Here is a 15,393-nt window from a genome sequence, read left to right on the forward strand (position 1 = left end):
GAAGCAAATGCGTCCAGCGGTGCTTGTCATCGCGCCGGTCGCTGTGCTTTCGCTGATCTCTGCCACAGTGCTTGCGATGCTGCTCAACCGCGCAGGCGCGGACTTGAGTTCCTCCCAGTCGATCCTCGTCACCGGCGGCATCGCTTACGGTACGGCCGTCATCCTGCTGATCCGCTTCGGACTATCGAGCGTCGGCAAGCTCGAGGACCTGGGGCTCACCGATACGCTTGCGGCCATGCCCAACCGGCGGGCGCTGCATCTCGATTACGCTCGCGCCGCTCCCGGTACGGAGAGGGCCTTGGCGCTGCTCGACCTCGACGGCTTCAAGTCGGTTAACGACCAGTACGGCCACTTCATCGGCGACCGGCTGATCAAGGAATGCGCCAAGATCCTGGCCGAAGTCTGCGGCAAGGAAGGCCGCGCCTATCGCCTCGGCGGAGACGAGTTCGCGATCCTGGTGGTCGGCCCCATTGCCGGCAACATCCTCGAAGGCATCTGCCACACCCTGCTCGGTCGCCTCGGCCAGTCGGTGACTATTGACGAACGCAAGCTCCAGATCGGCGCCAGCGTCGGCCTGTCGCGCAGTAGCCGACGGGACGAGCTGTCCTCATCGGAACTCCTGCGCCGCTCGGACATGGCGATGTACGTCTCCAAGGACGCAGGTCGGAACCGCTGCACCTGGTTCAGCGACGACTTCGATCGCAACCGCGACGTCACCCAGCAAGTCGAAGCCGAACTGCGCGAAGCGCTGCGGCTGGAAGAATTCCGCCTCGCTTACCAGCCGCTCGTCGACGCCAAGAGCGGCGACATCGTCGCGGCCGAAGCGCTGCTGCGGTGGAAGCGTGCCGACGGCACGATGGTCAGCCCGGGCGTGTTCGTCCCGATCGCCGAGAAGTGCGGGGTGATCTACCAGATCGGCCTGTGGGTCCTGCGCACGGCGTGTCGCGAGGCGCTGGCGTGGGACGAGATCAAGCTGTCGATCAACGTCTCGCCGGTGCAGCTGCGCAATCCGGAATTCCCGGTCGAGCTCGGTCATATCCTCGAAGAGACCGGCTTCCCGCCCTCGCGTCTCGAGCTCGAGGTGACGGAAACCTATCTTGTTAGCGATCCGGTGGTGGCGAACCGCAACCTCGACGTGATCCGCAAGTTCGGCGTCGGCATCGCGCTCGACGACTTCGGCACCGGCTATGCCTCGATCGGCTTCCTGCGCAACTTCCGCTTCGAAAAGCTCAAGCTCGATCGCACGATGATCGTCGATGCCGGGCTGGATAGCGGTTCGCTGGCCATGATGGCCTCGAGCATCGCGGTGGCGCGGGCGATGGACATGGAAGTCACGGCCGAAGGCGTCGAAACCGAAGCTCAGGCCAACTTGGTCCGCACCGCAGGGTGCGATCAGATTCAGGGTTGGTATTACTACAAGGCGATCTCGGCGGGCGAAATCCGCGGCCATCTGGACGAGATCCGTAACCGCAACAACACATTGGGTATTGGGGAAGCACATGGACATGTCGGATAAGCTCGTGGCCGAAGGGGCGGACGAACTCGAACGCGAGCGCGAGCGGCTAAAGGCGGCGGCGGAGTACTATGGCACGCCCCAAGGCGACAACTCGGTGTCCTCGATCGGCGTACGCATCAAGCTGATGTTCAGCGCCTCGGCGGGCGCTTCGACGCTGCTCGGCACGTTGGCGCTGGCCGGCCTGATGGGCAAAGGGTCCGGGAATGGCGGCCTGCTGATCGCCATGGGCATGGTCGCCCTGGCCACGGTGGCGATCTCGATCGTCTCGATCCGCTTCGTGCAGGACCAGCTGGTCCACCCGATCGAATCTCTCTGCTCGGCGATGCGCGAACTGGCGCAGGGCAACCGCGAAGTCTTCGTCCCGCACGTCGACCGCCAGGACGAAGTCGGCGCGATGGCGCGCTACCTCGTGGTGATCAAGAAGGCCGCCAACAAGTTCGACCGCATGCGCAAGGAGCGTGAAGACGCCCAAGCCGAGGAGCTGGTGCGTGAGGCCGAAATGGCGGCCGAGCGTGAACAGCACCGGGTCAAGCAGGCCGAAACGCTGCGCCAGCTGGCCGACAAGTTCGAACGCACCGTGGGCGAGATCGTCGGCGGCGTGGCTGCGGCCTCGACCCAGCTCCAGGCAACCGCGAGCTCGATGGCTTCGGCCGCCGAGCAGTCCTCGATGCAGACCGGCGACGTCTCTTCCAGCCTCAACGAAGCTTCGGCGGGCGTCACCGCCGCGGCCGCGGCGAGCGACGAGTTCGCGATGTCGATCGGCGAGATCAGCCGCCAGGCTTCGACCTCGGCCGAACTGGCCCGCAAGGCCTCAACCGCGGCGGAACAGGCCGACTCCACGATTTCGGCGCTGACTCTGTCGGCGAGCCAGGTGGGCGACATCGTCGAGATGATCTCGACCATTGCCCAGCGCACCAACCTGCTGGCGCTCAACGCTTCGATCGAAGCGGCACGCGGCGGCGAAGCCGGGCGCGGGTTTGCGGTGGTTGCGGCAGAGGTCAAGGAACTCGCCACGCAGACTGGCAAGGCGACCGAGGAAGTCTCCGGCCAGATCCGTGCGATCCAGGAAACCACCTCGGCTAGCGTCGAGGCGCTGCGTTCGATCGCCAAGCAGATTGCCCAGCTCGAAGCCACGTCGGTCTCGATCGCCGCGGCGGTCGATCAGCAGTCGGTGGCCGGGCAGGACCTTGCTCGCAGCATCGATCTCGCCGCGCGCAACACCGAAGACGTTTCGACCAATATCGGCCAGCTGCGCGAAACCTCACTCTCGACGGGTGCGGCCGCCAGCCAGGTGCTCACCAGCTCAACCGAGCTGGAGCAACAGGCTTCAGTGCTGAAGAACCAGGTCGACGAATTCCTGAGCCACGTCCGCGCGGCTTGAGCTAAGTGGTTCGACAGGCTCACCACGAACGGGGCTAGACTACTCTACCTCCGTTCGTCCTGAGCTTGTCGAAGGACCCTTGCTGACTAGCGCTCAGAAGAACGGGCGCGAGAGCATGTCGAACGCGCGATAGATGCTCAGGTAAGGGCGCGCGCAATCGGCATGGTAGAGACCGTTGAGGTCTTCCAGGTGATGCTCGTGATCGACCGGGAATGCGACCGTTTCGGTCGGCGCGCCGGGCTCGATGAACTGCTTGCAACTGTGGCAGCGGGGCGGAAGCGGCTCATAGCCACCTTCTCCCGACGCCGGGATATCCATGAACATTTAGCGACCTTTCGTCCACCGGGCGTCCGACCCGGCCCCTGCTCGCGATTGGGCCACACTGTGGGCGTGGCAGCAATCAATCGGGCAGCATTTCTCGGGGATATTTCCCGCCCGACTAGGGGTAAATCCCGAGGGTGAACGAAAGCTGACACCCGTGGCTTCCCGCCGCCGACATCGGGACAAATCCCGATGGCTCCAGACGACCAGCGTCGTAATCAATTGCTTCAAATTGCGATGGAACCCATCCGGCGGCGGTCGCTAGCGCGAAACTTCAACTTCTGCGCCGTCAATCAGAACCCTTCCGGTTCCTCGCGCCGAAGGAGGCAAGTCTATGCCCAATCCGAAACTGCTCCGCCGATTCGTTATCGCTCCGCTGCTGCTGGCGGCGGCTGTGCCGCTGGTTGCCCAACCGGTGGACGGCAACTGGGACGGGCTGCTCGAAGTGAAGGCCAAGAAGATGGACAAGGTCTATCTCCTGCCCAACGCCGACTTCAGGACTTACACCAAGGTCATGATCGACCCGACCGAGGTGTCCTTCAAGAAGAACTGGCAGCGCGACCAGAACCGCGACCGGCTCGACCTCGCCAACCGTGTGGACGACTCCGACGCCCGCCGCATCATCGACGCGGCGCAGAAGGGCTTCGATAAGTACTTTGCCGAGGCCTACACCAAGGCCGGCTTCCAGGTGGTCCAGGCACCGGGTCCCGACGTGCTCCACCTCTCGACCGCGATCATCAACCTCGATGTCACCGCGCCCGACGTCAGTATGTCGGCAGGATCGCGCACCTTCTCGCGCGATGCGGGTGAAGCGACGCTGGTGCTAGAGGCGAAGGATTCCGTCAGCGGCCAGGTCCTCGGCCGAGCGGTCGACCGGCAGGAATCCTCCGACATGGGGCCCTACCTCCGCAACAGCGTAACCAATTCCGCGGCGTTCGAAGAGGTGTTCAAGAAGTGGGCCGAGCGCAGTGCCGAAGGGCTGAGCGACCTGAAGGAACTGTCCCCGGTCAACCCGAGCGCGCTGCAGGCGGGCAACTAATATCAAGTCGCGGTCAACGCGGTTCATACTGATAGTCTTCCTCTCCCCTTGGGAGAGGGATGAGCGCCGTCAGGCGCGGAGGCTGAGGGTCCAACTTCTCTCACCTGTCAACCTCACCCAACCCTCTCCCAAGCTGAGAGGGCTAAAAGCCCTGATCGAACCAGGCGTGGATGAACCGCAGTTCCTGGCTACAGGTGCTCGCAACCGGTCCGCGGCTGTGCCAGCATGCGTGCAAACGAGAATCTGTGGGAGGGTACATGAAGATAGGATTCGCCGCGTTCGGCGCGCTGTTGCTTGCCGGTACGGCTTGCGCGCAACCCGCCCAGCCACCAGCACCCCCCGCCGCGCCGCCCGGTCCTCCGCCCATTCCGGTGTGTAATCCGGTCGCCGGCCAATCGGTCGAATGCCGCAAGCCCAACGCGCCCGACTGGACTCCCGCCTTCGCCCAGCAGACGCGGGCGCCGTACACCCCGTCGAACATCGCGCTCAATGTCGAGGTCCTGGCCGAGGGTTTCGTCTCCCCCTGGGGCTTCGCCATGCTGCCCGACGGCCGCTTCCTGGTGACCGAGAAGGCCGGTACCATGCGCCTGGTCTCGGGCTCCACCCTCTCGCCGCCGATCGAAGGGCTGCCGCCCGTCACGGTGCAGGAGATATCCGGCCTCGACGACGTGGTGCTCGACCCGGCGTTCGCCAGCAATCACCTCATCTACTGGAGCTATGTCGAGAACCGCCCGGCGGGCAACGTGCTCGCGGTTGCCCGCGGCCGACTGGTCGACGGTCCGGCCCCGCGGGTTGAGGACGTCAAGGTCATCTACCGCCAGGAGCCCGACCTCAAGTCAGAACACGGCAACTTCGGCGCCCGCCTGCTGTTCGACAAGCAGGGCGCATTGTTCGTCACCCTGGGCGACCTCGCCTCCGACCCGCTTCGCCCCTACATCCAGCAGCTCGATTCCGGCATCGGCAAGATCGTCCGCATCACCACCGATGGCGCGCCCGCGCCCGGCGGTCCGTTTGCAGGTCAACCCGGTGCGCGGCCCGAACTCTACGCGCTAGGCTTCCGCAACCCGCTCGGCCTCGCCTTCCGCCCCGGCACCGAGGAGCTGTGGGAAGTCGACGTAGGCCCGTTCGGGGGTGACGAACTCAACAAGATCGAGCCAGGCAAGAATTATGGCTGGCCGCTGATCAACTACGGTCTCGAATATAGCCGCAAGCCGGTGGGCGAAGGACCGGTCAAGGACGGCCTGACGCAGCCGGTCTACTACTGGGATCCGGTGATCTCGCCCTCGAGCCTGATGTTCTATTCGGGCGACCTGTTCCCGCAGTGGAAAGGCAACGCCTTCGTCACGTCGCTCAGCCAGGCGCACCTCGCACGGCTGGTGATGGATGGCGACAAGGTCGTGGGCGAGGAGCGCCTGCTGGCCGACCGCAAGGAACGTCTGCGGCTGATCCGGCAAGCGCCGGATGGGGCGCTGTACATCCTGACCGATGGACCGAAGGGGAAGCTGCTTAGGGTGACACCGGCCGGGTAGGGACGAGAACGAATCCGCTCCGAAGCGGATCGGTTTCTGATTGAACTATTTGAATAAGAACATAAATTCAGATTTGCCCAATGGGCCGAGACGTGAGTAACCCCTTCCACGGCTAGAGCCCCACACCGCGGCGGCGGTGCGGGGCTCGACCATTTCGGGACATTAATCAGGCGGGGCTGATTAGCCCACCGCCTCCACCTTCGCCGCGGCAAACTCGCGGGAGGCCAGGAAGCGTTCGGCATCCAGCGCTGCCATGCAGCCCGTGCCCGCCGCCGTCACCGCCTGGCGGTAGATGTGGTCCATCACGTCGCCACAGGCGAACACGCCCGGCACCGAGGTCTTCGGCGTACCAGGCTCGACCAGCAGATACCCGCTCTCGTCCATCGCCAGCTTGTCCTTGAACAGGCTGGTCGCGGGGGAGTGGCCGATGGCGACGAAGGCGCCTTCGGTGGCGAATTCGCTGATTTCGCCGGTCTTGGTGTCGGCGAGCCGGACGCCCGTCAGGCCACCCTGGAGCGGGGCGCCGAGGAATTCCTCGACCCGCTTGTTCCACAGCACGTTGATCTTCGGGTGAGCGAACAGACGGTCCTGCAGGATCTTTTCGGCGCGCAGTTCGTCGCGGCGGTGGATCAGGGTCACGTCATCGGAGTGGTTGGTGAGGTAGAGCGCTTCCTCGACCGCAGTGTTGCCGCCGCCGATCACCACGACCTTCTTGCCGCGGTAGAAGAACCCGTCGCAAGTGGCGCAGGCGGATACGCCCTTGCCGCTGAGTGCTTCCTCGCCCGGGACGCCGAGCCACTGGGCCTGGGCGCCGGTGGCGATGACGAGGACGTCGCCGATGTATTCGTCACCGCTATCGCCGATCGCGCGAAACGGGCTGCCGCCGGCGATATCGACTTGGAGGATCGTGTCCCACATCATGCGTGTGCCGACGTGCTCGGCCTGGGCCTGCATCTCCTGCATCAGCCACGGGCCCTGGATCACGTCACGGAAGCCGGGATAGTTCTCGACATCAGTGGTGATGGTCAGCTGACCGCCGGGCTGGAGGCCCTGCACCACGATCGGCTCCATCCCCGCCCGCGCGCCATAGATCGCGGCGGTGAGGCCGGCCGGGCCGGAGCCGATGATGAGCATTTTCGTGGTATGCGTAGTCATGCGTGAATCCCGTCAGAAACTGCTTGCTAGGTAGGCAGTGGGCCTTGGGAGTCAACGCGCGGAGAGCAGGCGGATGGGTTGGGGTTGTTGAGAACCTTGAATACATACCAACCGTATAGTATGAATGCCGAATGCCGAGGCCCTCGAAACTATCTCCGGAGCGCGGTGGCGCTCGAACGCGTCTTCTAGAGGCAGCGTGCGACCTGATCCGGGAACGGGGTTTTGCTGCCACGTCGGTCGACGATCTCTGCAAGAAGGCCGAGGTCACGAAGGGGGCCTTCTTCCACCAGTTCGGCAGCAAGGAGGCCCTGGGCGTAGCGGCCGCGGACTTCTGGGCCGAAACGACCTCCGCATTCTTCCACTCCGCACCCTATCATTTGCCGCCGGATCCGCTGGACCGCGTTCTGGCCTATGTGGCGTTCCGCAGGGCCATCATCAGCGGCTCGGCGGCGGAATATACCTGTCTGGCCGGAACGTTGGTCCAGGAAGTCTTTGCCGCGTCCCCCCCTATCCGCGACGCCTGCTGCAGGAGCATTTTCGGCCATACGGCAACGCTGGAAGCGGACATCGAGGCGGCGCGACAGGACCGTGGCGTTACCGGCAACTGGACCGCCGAAAGTCTGGCCCGGCATACGCAGACCGTCATCCAGGGTGGCTTCGTCCTCGCCAAAGCCGGCAACGATCCCGCTCTTGCCCGCGAAAGCCTCGATCACCTGGATCGTTACATCCGCTGCCTGTTCGATCTTCCCGAGGAGCCGAGGCCATGAGCGAAGCCACGCAACTGCAATGCCTGTGCGGCGAAGCACGCCTTGAGGTTCGCGGCGAGCCCATCATCGTGTCCGAGTGCTTTTGCGACAGTTGCCGCCTCGCTGCGGACCGCTTGGCGGCTCTGCCGGGTGCCTTGCCTATTCTGACAGCCTTGGGTGGCTCGCCTTGTGCGGAATACCGCAAGGATCGTGTCCGTATCATGGCGGGTGCTGACCATTTGGCCGCGTTTCACCTTAGCCCAGAGGCCGGGACGCGGCGCGTCGTTGCAAGTTGTTGTCACACACCGATGTTTCTCGAGATGCCGGGAGCCCATTGGCTGAGCGTCTACCTCCATCTTTGGCCGTATGAGATGCGCCCTACCGTTCAGGTTCGGACGATGACGAGCGATGTCGATGATCCGTCAGACCTGCCCGGCGACCTGCCTAATCTGAAAACCCATGCGGTCAGCTTCTACGCCAAGCTCTTTTTCGCGTGGGTCGCAATGGGATTCCGCAGTCCGAAGCTGGTGATCGAAAGGAAGATCGATGCCTGACAAAAAGATCGAAATCACCAACATCAATACGCCGGGACGCACCGAACGCGTGGACCGCGCCAAATACGAGGCCATGCGGAAGGCGCTGCTGGCGGTGCTGCCCGAAGACGCGCCGGGCCTGCTGGTCGCGGATGCAAAGTCGGCTTTGCTGCCCGCATTGCCCGAGGCGCTCTATCCGGGAGGCAAGACCGCCGGGTGGTGGTTGAAAGCGGTTCAGCTCGATCTCGAAGCAAAGGGGATCATCGCCCGCGCAAAGGCTAAGCCGGTACGGCTGTACCGGGTATAGCCGGATAACGCGGGCGGCAGACCGGCTCATCCCTCCCGGATCAATGCCGCCGCCTTCTCGCCGATCATGATCGCGGCCGCGTTGGTGTTACCGCCGACGATGCGCGGCATGACCGAGGCGTCGGCCACGCGCAGGCCGTCGATGCCGCGCACTCGGAGCTGGGCGTCGCATACCGCCTCGGCGCCGATGCCCATGGCGCAGGAGCCGACCGGGTGCATCGCGGTGCTGACGAACTGGCGGACCCAGGCGTCGATGGTCTCGGTCGAGTTGGCGTCGGGGCCGGGCAGCATCTCTCCCTTGACCACATCGGCCAGCGGCGAGGTGGCGACGATCTCGCGGATCTGCGGGATGATGCGGCGGAAGAAGGCGCGGTCGTTCTCGGTCGAGAGGACGTTGGTGAGGATGCGCGGGCCCTGGCGCGGGTCGGCGCTAGCGAGCTTGACCCATCCGCGGCCCTCGGGGCGCAGCAGGACGCAGGCCATGGCGATGACGTCGGGCGCGGGTTGCTTGACGCCGGGGAACCACGGGCGGGCGAAGATCGAGGTCGGCTGGAACAGGCACTGCGCGTCAGGGCGCTCGAGTTCGGGCCGGGTCTTGATGAAGCCGTTGGCGGTGACCGGCATGTTGGCGATGCGGCCTTTGCCGGTGGCGAGCCACTCGAGCACCGACAGCGTCAGGCGGTCGAAGCGCAGCTCGTTGGTCAGGGTGACCTCGCGCTCGGCGTTCCACACCATCGCGATCGAGGGGTGGTCCTGCAGGTTGCGGCCGACGCCGGGGAGGTCGTGCACCACGTCGATGCCCTGCTCGCGCAATTCGTCGGCGGGTCCGATGCCGGACAGCAGCAGCAGTTGCGGGCTGTTGAAGGCGCCGCCGGAGAGGACGATTTCACGGTCCGCCTCGATCCGCTGGGTTTGGCCATCCGCAACCAATTGGACTGCGGTGGCGCGGCCGTTGTTGACCTCCACCTTGGTCACCAGCGCGCCGGTGATGACCTTGAGGTTGGGTCGCTTCATCGCCGGGAACAGGAACCGCGCGGAAGTGCTGCCGCGACGCCCCTTGTGGATCGAGATGTCGGGCGAACCCCAGCCTTCCTGGTCGGGCCCGTGGTGATCGACCTGGGTCTTGTAGCCGAGCTGGTTCACCGCCTCCATCAAGCGCGGGAACAGCCGCGTGTCAGGCACGTGCTTGGTGATCGAGAGCGGGCCGCCGCGGGCGTGGTAGTGATCCTCGGGCCCCCAGTGGTTCTCGCTCATTTTGAAGTAGGGCAGCACGTCATCATAGCCCCAGCCTTCGAGGCCGAGCTGGCGCCACTCGTCATAGTCGCGCGCATGGCCGCGGGCGTAGAGCATGCCGTTGATCAGGCTCGATCCGCCAAGCCCCTTGCCGCGCGGCTGGCGAATGCGGCGGTCGTTCGCGAAAGGCTCCGGCTCGCCCTCGTAAGCCCAGCTGAAACGCTTATCGAGCATGACCATCGGGAAGGCGATCGGCATCGAGAGCAGCGGATGCCGCTGGCGCGGTCCGGCTTCGATCAGGGTCACGGTGACGCTCGGGTCTTCGCTCAGGCGAGCGGCGACGACAGCCCCCGCCGAGCCTGCGCCGACGACGATGTAATCAGTAGCTTTGGTCATTTGCTGGAGTAACGGCCCGACTTGATCTGCACGATCTTCCCATTGGAAGTGCGATACATGTTGATGCTCTCGACGATACGAACGTCGCCCTTCACGGTCGGCCAGATCTCGAAATCGGGCCAGTCCTTGAAGGTGGTGAACTTGGTGCGGCTGTGGAGCGCGGCGCCGTCGGGGGCGACGATCAGGTCGATTATCTCGAGCTCCTCGGCGATGTGGTCGAACACTCCGGTGTAGAATTCGACGATGCCCTGCGCGCCGATGATCTGCTTGCGGTCGCCGAGGTTGAACTCGACGTTGTCGGCGTAGAACTTGCTGAACCCGGCGAAATCGCGCACGTTGAAGGCGGCGATGTATGTGCGGAAATCGTCCTCGGTCATGCGGCTTCCTTCTCTACAGCGGGGAGCGAGCGGCCGCGGATCAGGTCGCTGGCTTTTTCGGCGACCATGATCGTTGGGCCATTGGTGTTGCCGCCGGGTACGTCGGGCATGATCGACGCGTCGATCACCCGCAGGCCGGCGATACCGTGCACGCGGAGTTCCGGGTCGACTACGGCGTTCGGACCCGTGCCCATGGCGCAAGTGCCGACCGGGTGCTGCGTGGTGCCGGCGGTGGCGCGGATGTGCTCGTCGATCGCGGCGTCGCTCTGCACGTCGGCGCCGGGGTTGGACTCGCGTGCGATCAGGCCGGCCATGGGCTCGGTACCGTAGATTTTGCGAGCCAGCTTGAGGCCGGCGTGGGCCGTGACGAAGTCGGCCTCGTTGTCGAACAGGTTGAGGCGGATCGCCGGGAGTTCGTGCGGGTCGGCGGACTTGAGATTGACCCACCCGCGCGCTTGCGGGTGGAGCAGGATCACGTCGGCGGAGAAGGCGTGCTCGGGGCTCTTCACGAAGCCGGGGAACCACAAGTGCGCGGAGAGCTTCACCGGGTTCGAGAACAGCTGGATGTCGGGCTGGGCCAACCTCGGGTCGGTCCGCAGCATCGGGTTGGCGCTGTTGAGCTGGCGGGCGAAGGGGCCGGAGCCGAAGAGGTACCACTGCGCCACGGCCCGCGCTGCGCGGTCGAAGCGGAGCTGGTTGACGAAGGTGATCGGACCGTTCGCCGCGAACTCCAGCGGCACGCGCGGGTGCTCGGATAGGTTGCGGCCGACGCCGGGCAGGTCGTGGACGAGAGGGATGCCCATCTCAGCCAGGTGCTCTGCCGGGCCGATGCCCGAGAGCATCAGCAGTTGCGGCGAGTTGTAGGAGCCGCCCGAGAGGATGACTTCGCGCGCGGCCTTGGCAACGCGGACTTCTCCGCCGACTTCGTATTCGACGCCGGTCGCGCGGCCATCCTCGACCACGACCTTGCGGGTCAGCGCATGGGTCACGACCGCCAGGTTCGGCCGCGCCATCGCGGGCTTGAGGTAGGCCTCGTAGGTCGAAGCACGGCGGCCCTTCTCGTCGATGGTCAGCTCGACCAGGCTGGCGCCTTCCTCGGTACCCGCGTGGATGTCCTCGGTGACCGGCAGGCCCGCGTTGGCGACGGCCTGCATCAGCTCGTCATGCAGCAGGTATTCGGTGTTGTTCTTGGTCACCGGCAGCGGGCCGGAATGGCCGTAGTTGTCGGTTCCGCGCCAGGAGCGCTCCATCCGCCGAAAGTAGGGCACGACCTCGGAGTGGCTCCACCCGCGGCAGCCCTTCTGCGCCCAACGGTCGTAGTCCGCCGAATGGCCGCGCATGTAGACCATGCCGTTGATCGAGCTCGATCCGCCGAGCAGCCGCCCGCGCGGCAGGAACAGGCGGCGACCGTTCAGCGTCGGCTCCGGCTCGGTCATCATGCGCCAGGTCAGCTCGGGCTTGAGCATGGCCTTCATCATGCCGAGCGGCATCTTGATCAGGAATTTGTCGGCCCCGCCGCCTGCCTCGAGCAGCAGCACGCGCGTGCCTGGGTCCTCGGTCAGGCGCGCCGCCAGAACCGAGCCGGCCGAACCCGCGCCGACGATCACGTAGTCGAACTGGCCCTCCAAGGGCGCCTCTCCTCAACATCGCACTATGGTAAGTGTTGCTTACAATCTCTATGCGCTGTCACAGCGCCGACAACAAGCCATGGAGAGAGTGCCGTGAACGCCCAGACCCCGATCGAAAACCGTCTCGAACAGTTCCGCGAGCGCTGGAACGGCAAAGTCGGCAAGATGCTGGTCGGCGGCGAATGGCGCGAGGCGGCGAGCGGCGAAACCTTCTCTACCGAAGACCCGGCCACCGGCGAAAAGCTGGCCGATGTCGCCAGCGCAGGCGAGACTGATGTCGATGCGGCGGTGGCTGCGGCGCGTGCGGCGTTTGAAGGTCCGTGGAGCAAGGTCAAGCCGGACGAGCGCGCGCGGCTAATCAACAAGCTGGCCGATTTGATCGACGCCAACGGCGACGAACTGGCGCTGACCGAGACGCTCGACGTTGGCCGTCCGATCCAGTTCAGCCGCTTCGCCGATGTCGGCGGCGCGGTGGGGCAGTTGCGCTATCAGGCGGGCTGGGCGACCAAGCTCGCGGGCGAGACGCTGGAGCTTTCGGCGCCCGGCGAATGGCTGAGCTACGTCCTGCGCGAGCCGGTTGGCGTTTGTGCCCAGATCGTGCCGTGGAACTTCCCGCTGGCGATGGCCGCGGCCAAGCTCGGCCCGGCCTTGGCGGCCGGTTGCACCGTGGTCCTCAAGCCCGCGGAGCAGACTCCGCTTTCGACCATTCGCCTGGTCGAGCTGGCCCTCGAAGCCGGCTTCCCCGAAGGCGTGGTCAACCTCGTGACCGGCTACGGCCGCACGGCGGGCGCCGCGCTGGCCGCGCACATGGACGTCGACAAGGTCGCCTTCACCGGCTCGACCGTGACCGGCCGCGCGATCATCGATGCCAGCAAGACCAACTTCAAGCGAGTGAGCCTGGAACTCGGCGGCAAGTCACCGACCTTCATCTTCGCCGACGCCGATCTCAAGAAGGCGATCCCCGCCGCGGCGATGGGCATCTTCTTCAACGCCGGCCAGGTCTGCGCCGCGGGTAGTCGCCTGTTCGTGGCTGAAGAGGTCGCCGACCAGGTGCTCGAAGGCATCGCCGGCATGGCCAAGATGCTGCGCGTCGGTCACACGCTCGACCCCGAGACCGTGATCGGCCCGTTGGTCAGTGCCCAGCAGCTAGAGCGCGTGACCGGCTACATCGAAAGCGGCCGCCAGGAAGGCGCGCGGGTGCTGGTCGGCGGCGAGCGCAAGGAAGGCCCCGGCTGGTTCGTCGAACCGACCGTGCTGGTCGACACCGAAGCCACCATGCGCGTCCGCCGCGAAGAGATCTTCGGCCCGGTCCTGTGCGCCACCCGCTTCTCCTCGGCTGACGATGCCGAGCGCCTGGCGCGGCTCGGCAACGAGACCGAATTCGGCCTCTCTGCCAGCATCTGGACGCGCGACATCGGCATGGCCCACAAGCTCGCCCGCCGCCTCCGGTCGGGCACGATCCGCATCAACGGTTCGGGCGGCGTCGACCCGGCGCTGCCGCTGGGTGGTTTCAAGGCCAGCGGCTGGGGCCGCGAGAACGGCAAGGCCGGGGTTGAGGCTTACACCGAGTTGAAGGCGATTTCGGTCAACCTGGACTGAGGCCGATCAAGATCCTCCCCGAGCTTGCTCGGGGAGGGGGACCATTCGCGTAGCGGATGGTGGAGGGGCGTTGTGTTGTTCCGCCTACCCCTCCGTCACGCGCTTGCAGCGCGCGCCACCTCCCCGAGACAAGCTCGGGGAGGATTTGAGTCTACTCGCTACTTCCCCAGCGATGCCTTGATATCCGCCACCGAGGTCAACCGGTCCGGGTTGAGCGAGTGGATCGACATGATCCGCTCAGGCTGCAGCCCTAGCCGCTCGATATTGGCAAGGAACACCTGCGTGCCGAACACCGGCGGGTTGGGCACTGGATTGTCCGCTGGGGGCAGGTTGAACATATCGGCGTAGACCAGGATGCGCTCTTTCGGGAGGTAGCCGATCACCAGGCCGTCCGCGTGGGGCAGGCCCTGGACCACGTGGATCTCGAACCGGCGGGTGGCGTCTTCGAACACGCGCTCGGTGCCGGGGAATCCTTCGATCACCGCTGCCTTGCCGCTCTGGCCGATGGCGTCGGGGGCGAGGGTGCGGGGGGCGCTGAAGGCGCGTTCGAAGAAGGCCTTGTTGACCTCTGGCGTGACGATGGTGATGCCCTCGGCGACGACGGCGGGCAGGCCCGAGGTGTGGTCGAAGTGGTGGTGCGAGATCACGCCGTAGCGGATCGGCTTGCCGGGAATCACGCGCTTGGTTTCGGCGATGATCGCGCGGGCGCGTTCTTCGTTCTGCGGGCCGGGTTCGAACAGCACGACATGGTCGGAGAACTCGACGGCGAGCGCGTTGTAGGCGCCGCGGATGCGCCAGATGCCGGGAGCGAGCTGCTCGGATGCAGCCTGCGGTGCACCGCCCGGAGGCGGACCGAAAGCGGGAGGGGGCGGCGGCGCTACGAGGCGCTCGGCCAGATCCGCCGGGTTGGCCTGGACCCCGAGCAGCTGCACCTCGAAGGTCGGCGATCCGGCGCGGCTCTGGACGATCGTGCTCGGGAACTTCAGCCCGCCCAAGTCGCGGTAGTTGGAGAACTCGGTCCCCACGTGCAGGTCGCCCAGGAGCGGCGCCTCGACCCAGGTCTCGACCCAGTGAACGAGGTTGTCGTCACCGATGTAGCCGACGACCTTGTAAGGCTGGCCCGAGGGCGATTTCTGCGGCGGGCTCCAGGTCAGGACCTTGTAATCGGTACCGTCGAAGGTCTCGGTGGTCAGCGTCGCGCCGTTGGCCTGCGCGCCCTTGAGGAAGCCCCACGGCGTGGTCCAGATTTCGAGGTGCTGGCCCCAGGCGGTGTTGGCCGGGCTGGCGAACTGGTTGAACGCGCCCTGCGTTGCCGCACCGCCCGTTACCGGGACCGCCCAGGTGACCGCGCTCGTGCGCGTCGCGGGCTGGGTGAAATCGATCCAGCGGTTGAAGTCGTTGAGGTTGGTGCGCGGCCAGGGGCCTTCGGAATTGTTGTTCTGCCCGACCTGGAACGAGGCGCCCGAGCCCCACATCTTGATCGAGTTCAACCCCTCGATCCCCATGGCCTTCGTGGACGCGGCGATCACGGCTTCGGCCGTCTGGGCTGCTGCGCTCTGGGCGCCGGCAAGAACCAACAAGGCGGCCATCCAGGCCAGGCGCACGATCCGAAAGGTCATGGTCGATCTCCTGTG

The 15,393-nt window shown here is 65.6% G+C and carries 14 protein-coding genes; 8 read left to right on the forward strand and 6 right to left on the reverse strand.

The features are described from left to right. Positions 1 to 7: 7 nt before the first annotated feature. Both ASD76_RS15500 and ASD76_RS15505 read left to right on the forward strand, forming a co-directional pair. Positions 8 to 1,516: a putative bifunctional diguanylate cyclase/phosphodiesterase gene (locus ASD76_RS15500; protein WP_235506795.1), complete on the forward strand. Its 1,509-nt coding sequence runs from the start codon at positions 8 to 10 to the stop codon at positions 1,514 to 1,516. Then, a complete protein-coding gene (locus ASD76_RS15505; RefSeq protein ID WP_235506797.1) occupies positions 1,506 to 2,897 on the forward strand; it encodes a methyl-accepting chemotaxis protein in 1,392 nt (463 codons plus the stop codon). Before ASD76_RS15500 ends, ASD76_RS15505 begins: the two co-directional genes overlap by 11 nt. A 93-nt stretch (positions 2,898 to 2,990) precedes the next feature. Here the strand turns inward: ASD76_RS15505 and ASD76_RS15510 are convergent, their stop codons facing one another. Next, positions 2,991 to 3,221, reverse strand: a complete 231-nt coding sequence (locus ASD76_RS15510; protein WP_055925140.1) for a hypothetical protein — start codon at positions 3,219 to 3,221, stop codon at positions 2,991 to 2,993. 331 nt (positions 3,222 to 3,552) lie between these two features. On the opposite strand from ASD76_RS15510, the gene ASD76_RS15515 reads away from it, so the two are divergent. Together ASD76_RS15515 and ASD76_RS15520 are read left to right on the forward strand one after the other, a co-directional pair. Next, positions 3,553 to 4,257: a DUF3313 family protein gene (locus tag ASD76_RS15515; RefSeq protein ID WP_055925143.1), complete on the forward strand. Its 705-nt coding sequence runs from the start codon at positions 3,553 to 3,555 to the stop codon at positions 4,255 to 4,257. Positions 4,258 to 4,514: 257 nt separating this feature from the next. Further along, positions 4,515 to 5,786 carry a PQQ-dependent sugar dehydrogenase gene (locus ASD76_RS15520; protein ID WP_082553888.1) on the forward strand — a complete coding sequence of 424 codons (1,272 nt, stop codon included), beginning with the start codon at positions 4,515 to 4,517 and terminating at the stop codon, positions 5,784 to 5,786. Positions 5,787 to 5,966: 180 nt separating this feature from the next. On the opposite strand, the gene trxB is transcribed toward ASD76_RS15520, so the two are convergent. Next, on the reverse strand, positions 5,967 to 6,941 hold the full coding sequence (gene trxB, locus ASD76_RS15525; protein WP_055925149.1) for a thioredoxin-disulfide reductase: 975 nt from the start codon (positions 6,939 to 6,941) through the stop codon (positions 5,967 to 5,969). A 131-nt stretch (positions 6,942 to 7,072) separates the two neighbouring features. Here trxB and ASD76_RS15530 point away from each other — a divergent pair, with 131 nt between their 5' ends. The 3 genes from ASD76_RS15530 to ASD76_RS15540 are packed head-to-tail and all read left to right on the forward strand — an operon-like array spanning position 7,073 to position 8,527. Beyond that, entirely contained in the window at positions 7,073 to 7,708 is a 636-nt protein-coding gene (locus ASD76_RS15530; protein ID WP_055925152.1) for a TetR/AcrR family transcriptional regulator, read from the forward strand. Continuing rightward, positions 7,705 to 8,241: a GFA family protein gene (locus ASD76_RS15535; RefSeq protein WP_055925155.1), complete on the forward strand. Its 537-nt coding sequence runs from the start codon at positions 7,705 to 7,707 to the stop codon at positions 8,239 to 8,241. Before ASD76_RS15530 ends, ASD76_RS15535 begins: the two co-directional genes overlap by 4 nt. Further along, complete coding sequence (locus tag ASD76_RS15540; RefSeq protein ID WP_055925158.1) at positions 8,234 to 8,527, forward strand: DUF6958 family protein; 294 nt, start codon at positions 8,234 to 8,236, stop codon at positions 8,525 to 8,527. Before ASD76_RS15535 ends, ASD76_RS15540 begins: the two co-directional genes overlap by 8 nt. 26 nt (positions 8,528 to 8,553) lie before the next feature. On the opposite strand, the gene ASD76_RS15545 is transcribed toward ASD76_RS15540, so the two are convergent. Genes ASD76_RS15545 through ASD76_RS15555 form a run of 3 tightly spaced genes read right to left on the reverse strand, consistent with a single transcriptional unit; the run spans position 8,554 to position 12,160 of the window. Then, positions 8,554 to 10,155, reverse strand: a complete 1,602-nt coding sequence (locus ASD76_RS15545; protein WP_055925161.1) for a GMC family oxidoreductase — start codon at positions 10,153 to 10,155, stop codon at positions 8,554 to 8,556. Then, on the reverse strand, positions 10,152 to 10,532 hold the full coding sequence (locus ASD76_RS15550) for a nuclear transport factor 2 family protein (protein ID WP_055925163.1): 381 nt from the start codon (positions 10,530 to 10,532) through the stop codon (positions 10,152 to 10,154). The genes ASD76_RS15545 and ASD76_RS15550 overlap by 4 nt, the downstream gene beginning before the upstream one ends. Next, on the reverse strand, positions 10,529 to 12,160 hold the full coding sequence (locus tag ASD76_RS15555) for a GMC family oxidoreductase (RefSeq protein ID WP_055925165.1): 1,632 nt from the start codon (positions 12,158 to 12,160) through the stop codon (positions 10,529 to 10,531). The genes ASD76_RS15550 and ASD76_RS15555 overlap by 4 nt, the downstream gene beginning before the upstream one ends. 165 nt (positions 12,161 to 12,325) lie before the next feature. Between ASD76_RS15555 and ASD76_RS15560 the strand changes: the two genes are divergently transcribed. Continuing rightward, entirely contained in the window at positions 12,326 to 13,759 is a 1,434-nt protein-coding gene (locus tag ASD76_RS15560) for an aldehyde dehydrogenase family protein (protein ID WP_082553921.1), read from the forward strand. Positions 13,760 to 13,917: 158 nt separating this feature from the next. On the opposite strand, the gene ASD76_RS15565 is transcribed toward ASD76_RS15560, so the two are convergent. Continuing rightward, positions 13,918 to 15,378, reverse strand: a complete 1,461-nt coding sequence (locus tag ASD76_RS15565) for an MBL fold metallo-hydrolase (RefSeq protein WP_055925168.1) — start codon at positions 15,376 to 15,378, stop codon at positions 13,918 to 13,920. Positions 15,379 to 15,393: the final 15 nt, after the last annotated feature.

Origin of the sequence: Altererythrobacter sp. Root672 (assembly GCF_001427865.1) — a bacterium.
Classification (GTDB): Bacteria; Pseudomonadota; Alphaproteobacteria; order Sphingomonadales; family Sphingomonadaceae; genus Croceibacterium_A.